This is a genomic window from uncultured Kocuria sp., from assembly GCF_947500125.1.
GTDB lineage: Bacteria > Actinomycetota > Actinomycetes > Actinomycetales > Micrococcaceae > Kocuria.
In genome coordinates this window covers 1-12128 of record NZ_CANMRA010000053.1, presented here as the reverse complement: position 1 = coordinate 12128, position 12128 = coordinate 1, and the positions used below count along the sequence as shown (strand labels likewise).

11 protein-coding genes, 1 pseudogene and 1 riboswitch are annotated in these 12128 nt (G+C 67.4%); of the genes and pseudogenes, 5 read left to right on the top strand and 7 right to left on the bottom strand.

Annotation, left to right across the window (positions count from 1 at the left end; all coding sequences use genetic code 11):
• The 5 genes and pseudogenes from Q0817_RS19210 to Q0817_RS19190 form a co-directional block, all read right to left on the bottom strand.
• Window positions 1–454, bottom strand: a pseudogene (locus tag Q0817_RS19210) (hypothetical protein); the annotation flags it as partial.
• Entirely contained in the window at window positions 445–789 is a 345-nt protein-coding gene (locus tag Q0817_RS19205; RefSeq protein ID WP_298591842.1) for an NADH-quinone oxidoreductase subunit A, read from the bottom strand. The gene Q0817_RS19205 and the pseudogene Q0817_RS19210, both read right to left, overlap by 10 nt.
• A 104-nt stretch (window positions 790–893) precedes the next feature.
• Window positions 894–1466 carry a DUF305 domain-containing protein gene (locus Q0817_RS19200; RefSeq protein WP_298591839.1) on the bottom strand — a complete coding sequence of 191 codons (573 nt, stop codon included), beginning with the start codon at window positions 1464–1466 and terminating at the stop codon, window positions 894–896.
• 345 nt (window positions 1467–1811) lie between these two features.
• Entirely contained in the window at window positions 1812–2438 is a 627-nt protein-coding gene (locus Q0817_RS19195; RefSeq protein ID WP_298591837.1) for a DUF305 domain-containing protein, read from the bottom strand.
• 45 nt (window positions 2439–2483) lie between these two features.
• Window positions 2484–2894, bottom strand: a complete 411-nt coding sequence (locus Q0817_RS19190) for a four-helix bundle copper-binding protein (RefSeq protein ID WP_298591835.1) — start codon at window positions 2892–2894, stop codon at window positions 2484–2486.
• A 595-nt stretch (window positions 2895–3489) separates the two neighbouring features.
• A riboswitch (cyclic di-AMP (ydaO/yuaA leader) is annotated at window positions 3490–3682 on the top strand.
• A 5-nt stretch (window positions 3683–3687) separates the two neighbouring features.
• On the opposite strand from Q0817_RS19190, the gene Q0817_RS19185 reads away from it, so the two are divergent.
• From Q0817_RS19185 to Q0817_RS19170, 4 genes are all read left to right on the top strand, one after another.
• Window positions 3688–4359, top strand: a complete 672-nt coding sequence (locus Q0817_RS19185; RefSeq protein WP_298591833.1) for a C40 family peptidase — start codon at window positions 3688–3690, stop codon at window positions 4357–4359.
• A 276-nt stretch (window positions 4360–4635) separates the two neighbouring features.
• The gene (locus Q0817_RS19180) at window positions 4636–5556 is read left to right on the top strand and encodes a C40 family peptidase (RefSeq protein ID WP_298591831.1); all 921 of its coding nucleotides are present in this window, start codon (window positions 4636–4638) and stop codon (window positions 5554–5556) included.
• Window positions 5557–6484: 928 nt separating this feature from the next.
• Window positions 6485–7207, top strand: a complete 723-nt coding sequence (locus tag Q0817_RS19175) for a response regulator transcription factor (RefSeq protein ID WP_298591829.1) — start codon at window positions 6485–6487, stop codon at window positions 7205–7207.
• A complete protein-coding gene (locus tag Q0817_RS19170) occupies window positions 7204–8340 on the top strand; it encodes a cell wall metabolism sensor histidine kinase WalK (protein WP_298591826.1) in 1137 nt (378 codons plus the stop codon). The genes Q0817_RS19175 and Q0817_RS19170 overlap by 4 nt, the downstream gene beginning before the upstream one ends.
• 105 nt (window positions 8341–8445) lie before the next feature.
• Here the strand turns inward: Q0817_RS19170 and Q0817_RS19165 are convergent, their stop codons facing one another.
• Window positions 8446–9675 carry a heparan-alpha-glucosaminide N-acetyltransferase domain-containing protein gene (locus Q0817_RS19165; RefSeq protein ID WP_298591823.1) on the bottom strand — a complete coding sequence of 410 codons (1230 nt, stop codon included), beginning with the start codon at window positions 9673–9675 and terminating at the stop codon, window positions 8446–8448.
• 443 nt (window positions 9676–10118) lie between these two features.
• On the opposite strand from Q0817_RS19165, the gene Q0817_RS19160 reads away from it, so the two are divergent.
• On the top strand, window positions 10119–10487 hold the full coding sequence (locus Q0817_RS19160; RefSeq protein ID WP_298591820.1) for a hypothetical protein: 369 nt from the start codon (window positions 10119–10121) through the stop codon (window positions 10485–10487).
• 134 nt (window positions 10488–10621) lie between these two features.
• On the opposite strand, the gene Q0817_RS19155 is transcribed toward Q0817_RS19160, so the two are convergent.
• Entirely contained in the window at window positions 10622–11773 is a 1152-nt protein-coding gene (locus Q0817_RS19155) for a heparan-alpha-glucosaminide N-acetyltransferase domain-containing protein (protein WP_298591818.1), read from the bottom strand.
• Window positions 11774–12128: the final 355 nt, after the last annotated feature.

Sequence of the window (12128 nt, the reverse complement as noted above, 5' to 3'; positions counted from 1 at the left end):
CCATCTCGCCGTGGCCCATCTCGCCGTGGCCCATCTCGCCGTGGCCCATCTCGCCGTGGCCCATCTCGCCGTGGCCCCCATGATCCGCGTCCTCGGGAATCTCGGGCTCCTGCGCGCGCTCCTGGGCGTCCTTCCGGTGATGGGTGGTATCGAGAAGGAGGGCTGCGGCGTCGTCGAGGGCGGGTCCCACGGCTGCGGGCGAGGTGATGTCGGCGCGGACTCGGGGGCCGGGCATCTGCTCCCAGATCCGGTCCACGAGCTCCGAGAGCTCGGGGCCAGGGGCACCGCACACCGCCAGGACGTCCGCGTCCGCTGGTGTCCAGGCCGGCCGCCACCCGCGGCGGAGCGCCTGGTGCTCGAGCTCCATGCGGGTAGCCCAGTGCCCGGGGACCTCGACGACGAGGACCTGGGCGGCCCGGACCGCGAGCCGGGCGAGAGCACCGCTCAGGCCCATCGGAAGGCTCCCTCACGCCAGGCCCAAACCACGGCGACGAGCAGGGCCCCCAGGAACAGGAACATCTCCACCACCGCGGAGATCCCCTTCTCGATCACGACCACCGCCCACGGATACATGAAGAGCATCTCGACGTCGAAGGCCAGGAACACGATCGAGGCGAGGTACCAGCGGGCGTGAAACCGGGACAGCGCGTGCTCCTGCGGCATCCACCCGGACTGAGCGGGCAGAACCGTCAGCGGGTCGGCCGTGATCACGGCTGTGCGGTGCAGCGCGTAGAGGAGAACGACGACCGACAGCGCCACCAGGGCCATGGCCACGATCCCGGAGTACACGACGGTCTCCCCTTTCGCGCGGTCGGAACATGGAAGTCTGTCGTTGACCGGTGGGGGCCACCCTAACGGGCGGCCCCACCGATCGCGCCGTTTCAGCTCGGTGATCAGGCGCGGCCGGCGAGCCAGGTGCGGAAGTCCGCGACCTGGGCCTGCTGGGTGGTGATCCCCGAGGTGGCCGCCACGCGCAGCTGCGGGTGCACGGCACGCGACTGCGGCTCCAGGAACTCGATGATCCCGCTGTTGTGGTGTGGAATCATCTTCTGCACGAAAGCGACATCGAAGTCCTCACCGGCCTCAACGGCCGACAGCTCCTCGATCATCATCTGGGTCTCCTCCTCCAGGATCTTCATCTCCTCCTGGGCTTCTGCCGGGGCCTGGGCCATGGCCTCGGCCGGGGTCAGCCCGTACCACTCATCGAGCCACCGGGTGAACTGGTCGATCTGGTGCTGCTGATTGGCGATGATGTTCTCCGCGTGGGTGCGGATGTCCGGGCTGGTCCCGCGCTCGAGCTCCAGCTGAGCCATCTCGATCGCGGCCCGGTGGTGCGGAATGATCTCGGCCAGGAACGTGATCTCCAGTTCCTCGCCCTCCAGCCCGGCCAGGGTCTCACCGAACTCGTAGGCGGTCGGTGACGTCGGGCCCGGCTGGAGCATCTCCGTCTGACTGTGGGAGGACACCGGGGCGGCCTCCCAGTGGGCGGATGCCGGCGCAGCGGCTCCGCCCAGCAACGCAGTGGCCACGGCGGCCGCGGAGGCGGCGGCCGCTGTGCGGCGGCCTAATGAAATGTGGTGCATGGCAGGTTCCCTCTCGGGCGATGAGCCGGTCCATCGATATCGGCTCGGCGGATGGCGGACGTTCTGGCACCGGGACCATGAGTGCACCGCGGTGAAATGAACGCCAGGCGGTAGTAGGTGGTATGGGGGGAAGACGGAACCTGCCCTCGTGCAGCTCGTGCACGCGGGGCAGGCCCCATCTTTTACCGGCGGATGGCGTAGATGGACATCGGCCGGTCAGCGGGTCGATCAGGCGGTGGAAGCGGGGCGGCCGCCCTGGCGGTCGTACCACTCCTCGAGCCAGGTCTGCATCTGCTCGATCTCGCTCAGCTGGACCGTTTTGATGTTCTGGCACAGCTGCAGCAGGTCCTGGTGCTCGGCGCGGTCCAGGCAGGTCTCGGCCTCCCGGACCGCCGCCCAGTGGTGGCGGATCATCGACTGCATGAACCGGATCTCGTACTCCGCACCGGTGAACTGGTCCAGCCGTTGCACCGAGGCCATGTCACCGGTGGACAGCTGGGGCTCATAGGTGATCCCGTACCACTCCTGCAGCCAGGTCTGCATCTGCTCGATCTCCTGGTTCTGGACCGTGATGATGTCCTCGCACATCGCGGCCAGCTCCGGATGCACGGCCTTGTCCACGCACTCCTGAGCCATCACGACCGCCATGTAATGGTGGTCGATCATGCTCTTCAGGAACTCCACCTCGAAGCTGGCGGTCTGCTCGTTGCCGGCCGGGGCATCGGCGAAGGCCGGGGCCGCCGTCGCCACCCCTGTGCCGGCCACCGCCCCGAGAGCCAGAACGGCCGACGCGGCCGCGACAGGAGCACGCCGCCCGAGGCGCCGCTTGCCCGAGATCACGCTCTGTTCTTCCACGCCCATCCTCTTCCTTTCCTGCGTCAGGTCAGTGCTCGGCCCGTCTCAGCCCAGGGAGGAGATCAGGTCCGCGCAAGCCTGCTCGCACCGGCGGCACGCCTCGGCGCACACGCGGCAGTGCTCATGCATCTCTGCGTGCTGCTCGCACTCGTCGCCGCAGACCTTGCAGGCGGCCCGGCACGCCTCCAGGACAGCCCGAGTGACCTCGGCGTTGTTGCCGGTCTGACGGGAAAGCACGTTGCCGGTGGTCGCGCAGATGTCGGCGCAGTCCAGGTTCTTGCGGATGCAGGAAGTCAACTGCGCGACCATGTCCTCAGCCAGGCAGGCATCCGCGCAGGCGGTACAGGTCTGAGCGCACTCGAAACAGGCCTCGATGCACTCCGCCAACTTCTGCTGGTCAATGTCTCCCAGGTCCTTCGGGTAGGTCTCCAGCATCGAACTCACGTGATGGGTCATGGCTTGCTCCTTCGTCGGTTCAACAGGAGACGAACCGGCCGGAGCCAGCCCGCCACATAACCGACAGTAGACTGCCGTTACTGTGTGACGTGCCCCTGGATCTTGAAGATTTGATGAAGATGGACACCTCAGTGGCGTGCAGCGGCATCCCAGCGCCTGGTCCCACCTCGGCGAAGTAGGCCGAATATAGAGATTTCGTGAAGAAATCCCGCCGTGCATCTCGAAAAAGCGCCCCGACACCTTCCCAAACTGTGAGCCACCTCGAAAATTTCCTCACGGCACCTTGGTGCTTTCCCCAGCAACACTGGAAGTCATGCGTAGCCCTAGGCCTCTTGCCGTCGTCGCCTGTGTCCAGCGAAATCGCCACCATGATGCCATTTTGCCCAGTCAGACCGGTCCTGATTCGCCAATAGCTGCGTGACGAGCTCAGCTGGGCGACGAACCCAACTCTTCCCGAACGCGCCTTCCCGGGCCCGGGAGCCCGGCTTCTCAGCCCCGACCGAGGAAAGAATCCAGGCCGTGACCTAAAAGTGACACTTTCGTTATGGATGCGCTACTGTCCACTGCGTGCCGATGATCGATCCGGTCGGCGCCCTCGTGCACATCGCCGAATTCTGCCGGTGCCCGAGGTTCCTGAAGAGAAATCGCTTGGCAGAAGCGGGGGAACCATTTTCGGTCCCGGTGATCCGGGGCCTTGGGGTTAAGTCGCCCAGGACGCATGCGTCCGGGGCGGCCGGGTGTCTCCCACCCGCATCCGACAGCTCACCTCGTAGGCAAAGGGAGGAACTCACCCATGTCGCTTTTCAAGCACAACGCTGCCCGCCACCGCGCCGAGACCACCTCGAGTGCGGTGCGCAACACCACGATCGCCGCCGCCGCCGGTGCCGCACTCATCGGTTCCATCGCCCCGGCCCAGGCCTACGCCGAGATCCCCGTAGCCTCCAGCACCACCTCGTGGGCGCCCGTCGCTTCTTCGGCGGCCAACTTCGCCGCCAATACCTACCAGGCTCCGGCCGCTGCCCAGCCCGTGGCCACCCCGGCGTCCCAGGCCTCGGCGCCCGAGCAGACCGCCACCACCGCGAGCCTGTCGAGCCAGTCCGCGGACATCACCCCCCTTGGGACCGTTTCCTCCTCCGCCGGCCTGGTGGCCACTGCCATGCAGGGCGAGGGCACCGGCTACGTCTGGGGTGGCACTGCCTTCGGCGCCTGGGACTGCTCCGGGTTCACCCAGTGGGTCTACGCCCAGAACGGCATTGACATCCCCCGCACCAGCTACCAGCAGATCGCCGCAGCCACCCCGACCGCCAACCCCCAGCCCGGGGACCTGGTCTCCATGCGTGGCGGCGGGCACATTGGGATCTACATCGGTGGTGGCAAGATAATTTCGGCACTCAACCCCACCCAGGGCACCTTCGTCCACTCCGTGGACGCCATGCCGGTGGACGGCTACTACACCTACCGCTGACCCGGCTCGCCCTCCGCAACGACCGCAGTCGTCGCGGAGGGCCCTGGGCACTCCGTCTGCTGCGCATGAGAGACCAGCCTCTCCGCACGAGCTTTTCGTCCCTTACGGACACCGCACCTCTCCTCCACTCATCCGCCGTGCGCGGTACTCCTGATCCGGATCGCCGCACTGCCGGAACACCGTGACACCTCGCGCCCCTGCCCGGGGTGATCCGTACTGTCACCGCACCGTTCCGGCAGATCTGCCCGGCCCTCCAGAAAGCCTCCTGAATCCCCCATGACTCGTGACGTGAACTCCTCCAACGGCATCGGCGCCCTGCTCACCGGCAAGGCCCGCACCGTGGCCGCCGTCGCGGCCTTCTCGGGCATGGCCCTGGCCACCACCGTCTCCGTGCAGGCCGCCCCGGCCCAGGAGGGCGCCGCTACCGACGCCCCGCTGTCGGCCGTCGCCGCAGCAACTCCCGCCGCGGCTCCCACCGTGTCCCTCGAGCCCGTCGCCCACGTGACCAAGACCGAGCAGAAGTCCGCGAAGGCGGAGCCCAAGGCCGAAGCCCCGAAGCCCGTGGTCGCCCCGCAGCCGGCCGTGCAGGCGGCCTCTGTGGTCCAGGCAGCTCCCGCCGTGGCCCAGGCGGCTCCCGCGGCCCAGGCCGCCCCTGCGCCGAAGCCCGTCGTCACCCCGGCACCCGCCCCGGTGGTTCAGACCGCCCCCGTCGTCGAGACCCCGAAGCCGATCCCGGCCCCGGTTGCCGCCCCGGCGCCGAAGCCCACCCCGGCCCCGGTTGCCGCCTCGGCGCCGAAGCCCACCCCGGCCCCGGTTGCCGCCTCGGCGCCGGCGGTCGAGCGCACCGTCGCCCCGCAGAGCTCCGCCTCCGGCAAGGGGGCCACCATTGCTTCCGCGGCCATGGGCCAGCTCGGGGTAGGACAGGACTGCACCGCAGCGGTGAACAACGCCCTGCGGGCCGCCGGCATCACCTTCCGGGGTTGGCCGGCTGATTACTTCACGCTCGGCACGCAGGTCTCCGCCGCCCAGGCGCAGCCCGGCGACCTCGTCTACTACGCCGACGGCGGCATGGGCACGGCCCACATCGGCGTGTACATCGGTGGCGGCAAGGCCGTCCACGGCGGCTGGAACGGCGGCAGCACCGTCGTCGACAGCGTCAACGTGGGTTCCGGACCCACCTACATCCGCGTGCGCTGATTCCGCACCGACACAGTCTCCGGGTGTGCGGTTCCTGGTCGGCCAGACAGGTTCCGCGCACCCGGTCTTTCACTACCTTGGTGGGGCGGCTGACACCTGCCCCGGTGACTCACTGCAGGAGCGCGGCATGCTGGCCTTGCGATGGCCCCGCGGTGGCTGTGCTGGGCACCATCACTTGGCCCAGTGGTGAGGGGACATGCCTGGCTTGGCGGCTGGAACGAGAAGTATGATCGAGGGGCAAGCCTGGCGTATTCCCAAGATGGATCGGGCAAGGATCCAGAGCGAAATTGCTCCCGCTCAAGGGCAACATCAGGAGTTGGGACAACCACCCTGCACGCACCGCAGACTGCGCGGTGGAGTGCTCCTCGACTGAGGGCGCGCCGACCCTCCTCGCAGAGGGGCGCGCCCTCCTTGTTTCCCTGCCGGTCAATCCGTGCTCTCGGGTGGGGATCGGCTCACCCGGTCAGGTACCTAGCGAAGCGCTTCCCCCACGAAGCGCCCGCCGCCGGGAGCGATGCTCAATCCATGAGCACCAATCCAGCAGCACCTGCCTGGGTGCCCATGACGTGTACCTGCTTCTCTTCGCCTACGGCGCTGCAAACGGTCTGCGTGAGTGGATCCTTTCAAGCCGCGGGGGCACCGTCACCCGCGGCGGTGCCCATGTGGGCGGCAGAAGATTCTCGGGCAGTGTTCAAGGTGCGCGGTGGACACATCCGTCGGTGGGAGAATTCCTGCAGATGTCCAGACGTGCCCATCGTGAGGACCCCGGTGCCGTAGCGGGGCCTCTACGGCACCGGCGACCCGCTGGGTCTGAGGACAACCTGGAAGGGTATTGGTACGGGAAGATGAGCACCGTGAACACGATGAGTGAGCCACACCCCAGCGCTCCGGCGCGGAAGACCCGCGTTGATCTGATGAAGGGGATCTGATGTCCTCCTCTGCGACCGGGCGGGTGCTGGTGGTCGACGACGAAGTCGATCTGGCGCAATTGATCGAGGGGTATCTGCGCAAAGCCGGGCTGGAGGTCGCCGTGCGTCACGACGGGGTCCAGGCCGTGGCCGCGGTGCGGGAGTTCTCCCCGGATGTGCTGGTGTTGGACCTGGGGTTGCCCGGCATCGACGGGATCGAAGTGTGCCGTCAGGTGCGGACTTTCTCGGACTGCCATGTGCTGATGCTCACCGCCCGTGACGATGAGGTCGACAAAATTGTGGGCCTGTCGGTAGGGGCCGATGACTATGTGACCAAACCCTTCAGCCCGCGCGAGCTGGTAGCTCGAGTCCAGGCCATGCTGCGCCGGGCCCGGACCCCCACCGTGGAGACGGCTGCGGGGCGGGAGGCTCAGAGGCCGGGCTTGGTGATTGGGGACCTGGTGGTGGATGAGTCCGCCCGTGAGGTCTACCTGGCCGGGGAACCGGTGGGGCTGACGCGGATCGAGTTCGATCTGCTGGCGGCTCTGGCTACCCGCCCTCAGTTAGTGCTCTCCCGCCGACAACTGGTGGAAACGGTCTGGGACACCTCCTGGACCGGGGATGAGCATCTGGTGGATGTGCACATCGGGAGGATCCGCAAGAAGCTCGGCGATGAGGCCGCCAATCCGCGGTTCATCCACACCATTCGTGGAATCGGCTACCGGATGGGCACCGGACGATGAGCACCACCGCCTCCACCCAGACCTGGTCCTGGAGTCCGTTGACCGTGCGGTTGATGCTGGCCCAGGCCGCGGTGCTGCTGGTCGGGCTGATCATCGTGGTGCTCACCGCGGTGCTGGTCGGACCGTCCATGTTCTACCACGAGCTGATCCAGGCCGGCCACGCCGATGAGGCCACCGGGCTGGTTCATTTGGAGGACGCTTTCCGCTCGGTGAGCCTCACCGCCTTGGCCATCGGCGGGCTGCCGGCCCTCTACATCGCCGGGGTGCTCAGCTTCTATCTGCACCGCACGATCGGGAAGTCCCTGGCCTCCTTCACCACAGCCGCCGGCCAGGTAGCTTCAGGCAACTACGACGTGCGCGTCACCTCCACGAAACTGGGCCCGGAGTTCGACTCCCTGGCCGGTTCCTTCAACGAAATGGCCGCCAAGCTCAGCGCGGTGGACACCACCCGGCGCCAGCTGCTGGCCGATCTGGCGCACGAGATGCGCACCCCGCTGGCCAGCCTCAAAGGCCACCTCGAGGGCATCGAGGACGGGGTGGTCGAACTCGACGAGCACACCACCGGGATTCTCTACACCCAAATTGCCCGATTAGAGCGGTTGGCCCGCGACATCCGGCAACTCACCGCCGCCGAAGAAGGCATGACCCACCTCCAGCTCACTCCCCAGGATCCCCAGCGCCTGGCTGCCCAGGCGGTCGCGGCCATCGAACCCGACGCTGCCGGCAAGGGGGTCTCGATCACGTCCATCAGCACAGGTATGGACATCACCCCGGTGCTGCTGGATCGGGAGCGGATGGGTCAGGTGCTGGGCAACCTGCTGGAGAACGCCCTGCGCCACACCCCGCCCGGTGGGTCCATCACCGTGCACACCGATCACGCCCCGGAAGCGGTCACGTACACGGTCACCGACACCGGGGAAGGCATCAGCGCTGAGAATCTCCCGCACGTCTTTGAACGCTTCTACCGGGTCAACACCGGCCGAGAAGCCCACCGCGGGGGCTCGGGCCTGGGCCTGGCCATCAGCAAAGCCCTGGTGGAGGCCCAAGGCGGGTCCCTGGAGGCCACCAGCGACGGGCTCGGGCAAGGCGCCCGCTTCCAGATCCGTCTGCCCCGCCACCGGCCCACCACCTGAGTCCGCGGTGACGCGCTTAGAGGCCTCTCGATGATTACCGGAGGCGCCCACCGCAGGAAACCGTCTGCTCTCCTGCGGTGGGTGCCTCCAGTAGTGTCACGGCAGTTATCCGCGCCTGTCGCCGGGAGATCCGCCCAGCACCAGCCGGCGACTGCCCTTAACGCTGGTGCTGACCACCCGCTCCAGGGGGCCCTGTCCCAGCCCCCGTTGCCAGGCCACCGCGAACAGGGCCGCCAAGGCCAGATTGATCACGAACCACAGGTAAGGCTGGTCGTAGTGGAGCTCGAAGGACAGCCCCACCAGGTGGGCGGTGTACAAAGTCAGGGTCATCGCGCCCATCGCCGCCAGCGGCAGCAACCACGACCCGCTCTTCTGTCCAATCAGCAGGAACACACCCAGCACCGCCAGGCTCATTCCCAGGCTCGCCGCGATCGCCAACGGGGTGTTGGTGTGCGGAGTGACGATCGTCAACCACCACCCCGTGGTCGTCGGCAGCACATCCGGTCCCCAGATCAAGGCTTCCTCCAGATCGTGCTCACTCATCGAAGAACTGTGTAGCAGCTCCTCGTAGCCACCGAAGGCATAGAGCAAGAAATACGACGTAGCTCGAGCGAAGATCGTCAATCCCACTCCCACGACCAGCATCCGGATCTGCACCTCAGTCTTGCGCAGGTTCAACCGCCCCAACCCCAGCCCCACCAGCAGGTAGGCCATGTACGGCAGCGCCGGGTAACTACCGGTCAGCAACAGCTGAGCCGTGGTCGCCCCCGGCTCGGTGAACAGATCCGTGAACGTGGGGTTATAGGAGACGAACTCAGGCAATGCATCCCGCAACCCTTGCATCAGGACCGGAGCCAGGATCCCGAAGACCGCCGCCGAGACGAACAACGCCTTCGCACCCAGATGCAGGAATGGAATGGCCAAGAGGAAGAACACCCCGTAGTAGATCAAGATGTTGTACGCCGGCGGGTCCTCCGGCATCAAAGTCCCGATCCACAACCCCACTACGGCGATCAGCACGGCCCGCACCACCAGACCCACCCGGTCGGCGGTCATCGCCCTGCCCAGATGCGGGTGACGGCCCCCGGAGGTCAACGCCAGCCCCACCCCGGCCAGCAGGGCGAACAAGGCCGCCGAATCCCCCGAAAACAGGATCCACGACCAGCTCGCCCCCCCGGTCTCCTCGTCATAGGCCGGCAGCAGGTGGATGGCCATCAACCCGATCAGCGCCAACCCCCGGGCCGCGTCGATGCCGACCAACCGGCGCGTAGGTCGCACCAATGCCTCATCCAGACTTGCTTGGGCGGTTTTTTCCGCCCGCGACATCCCACTCATCACTCCCCCTGATCGTGCTGGCCCCGTTAGGGCCCTTGTAGCGTGCGGCTAACGGCCGTGTCCTAGGTCCCGGGGACCCGGGACCTTACTGCCTCCAGGTTCTCGGAGGCACGTGGCGGCCAGGTCGCGGGATTCTCAAGATTCCATGAAGACCTGCCCAGCCTTCGCCTGCGGTGGCCGTGCACCACATCAGGTTCCGCGTCGTGCGGATCGGCAGTGATGATGGCACCGTGATCACCACATGATCCGTCCCACCACCGCCGCCCTGGGGGCGCTTAGCGCCCACGGAGAGCTCCTCGAAGGCGTCACAATGACCGATAAACGCCTCCCGCCCTGACCAGGGTTTGCCCAGTGCGCAGCTGGCTCCCACGATGGAGCTACGGGGATCACCGGGCCCCATGGAGGGTCTTCCTCGAACAGGGCAACGCATGGTGGGGGGACCAGTGAGCGATATCGCCATGGACCGGGCCACGGGTGGCGGGGGTGAGCCGATGAGCCGGTGGGCCGTCGAGGCGTCGATCAGGGCCACCCACCGTGTGGACGAGCGCTTCATCGCGGCTGTGGCGGCGCCCCTCAGCGCCTATCACGGTGTTGCCCGCAGAACGGGCGCGCCCGGTGTATCGCTGCGCCTGCAGCTGGAGGCTGACACCCCTGTCGCCGCCTACGGCGCGGCCCTGGATCTGCTGGCGAGGAAGGTGCTGCCCTTGCTGGAAGGATCCACGCTGCTGGACCTGAAAGTCGCCCCTGATGAGCAGCAACCCGGACGCACCGACCTTTCCCCACCGCCCACATCGGTAGAAACGGTTCCCTGAATTGTGTCCGCAGCCGGGCGCCCGCTCCAGATGGTTCTGCCCAGACGGGTCACCCTTGACGAGACTTACCGACTCGCTCTTGGTCTGCGCACCTGCTGCATATGCCCATGAGGAGAGCCAGGTGAGAAACCGGCTCACGCCTGCCGATGCCTGCCCAGGACGAGCCGGCGGACGATGCGCACGATACGGGCGACCACCCGCTCCAGCGGCCCTTGCCCGAAGGCCTGGTGCCAGAAAAGAGCGAAGACCATGGCCATACCCACGTGGATCAGGAACCACACCGGCTGGCCGTAGTGCACCTCCGCGGCCAGGGCCAGCAGGTGGGCGGAGTACACGGTCAGCGTCATCGAACCCATCGCGCTCAGCGGCAGCAGCCACCTCTCGGCCCCGCGGGCCAGCAGCAGGAAGAGAGCCAGTACTGCCATCGCCCAGCCCAGGCCTAAACCCAGGGCCAGGGGCGTGTTGGTGTACGGGCCAGCCACGGCCAGCCACCACCCGGTGGTCGTGGGCAGCACCGGGTCGGGGCCCCACACGATGATGTCGTTGACCAGCTCCTCGTCCAGCCCCGGCGTGCGGGCCACGAGCTGCTCGAAGCCACCGGCCTGCTGAATCAGCGCCCAGGAGGCGAACCACGCGGTCACGGCCAGTATCACCCCGAACGACAGCATCGCCGCCTGGATCTGGACCTCGGCCAGATCCAACCGGCCGATCGCCAGCCCGACCAGCAGATAGGCCAGATACGGCAGGGCGGGGAAGGTCCCGGTCAGCAACAACTGGGCGGCCGTGGCCCCGGGGTTGCCTGCCAGGTCGGTCAGCGTCGGGTTGTACCGCTCGACAGCCGGCAGCACGTCCCGCAACAGGTGCATCAGCACCGGCCCGGCCAGGGCGAAGAACCCCGCCCAGGCGAACAGCATCTTCGCGGACAGGGACAAAAACGGGATCGCCAGCAGGAAAAATGCCCCGTAGTAGACCAGGATGTTCACCGCCGGGACGTCGGCGATGGTGTTGCCCGGCAGCACCTCGTTGATCGCCAGCCCCAGGCCCGCGATGAGCAGCGCGCGCACCGCCACCCCCACGCGATCGGCGGTCATCGCCCGTCCGGTATGCCGGGTGCCGCCGCCGGTGCTGAAAGCCAGGCCCACCCCGGCCAACAGCGCGAACAGCGCCGCGGAGCGGCCGGCGAAGACCGTCCACTGCGCGGTGGGCTCGAAGGTCTCCGGATCCCAGGCCGGCAGGATGTGGATCGAGATCATCCCGATCAGGGCCAGCCCGCGGGCGGCGTCCACCCCGACCAGGCGACGCCTGCGCGACCCAGTACCCGGAACGCTGGAACCGTGGGCTGCAGGTTCTCCCGGACGATGCGGGGCGGGCACACGTGCGCCGCTGCTCCCTGTCCACGGGGCGCTGCGCGCCGAGCGTCCTTGGAAATCTGTCATGACGAATCGCCCCCCTGTGCCGCATCAGAGGGCCCCCTGCCCCCGCCCCGGACCACGGTGTCCGGTACAGGTCTCACTTGACCAGAGGCAGATAAGGCTGGGGTATTTGTTTTCTGAGACCTACCTGTGGTCAAGCCCCGAGAAGTGGTGTAGCGATCTTTCGTAGGGGTCAGGCAGTGAGGGCGGTCAGGGGGTCGGGGATCAC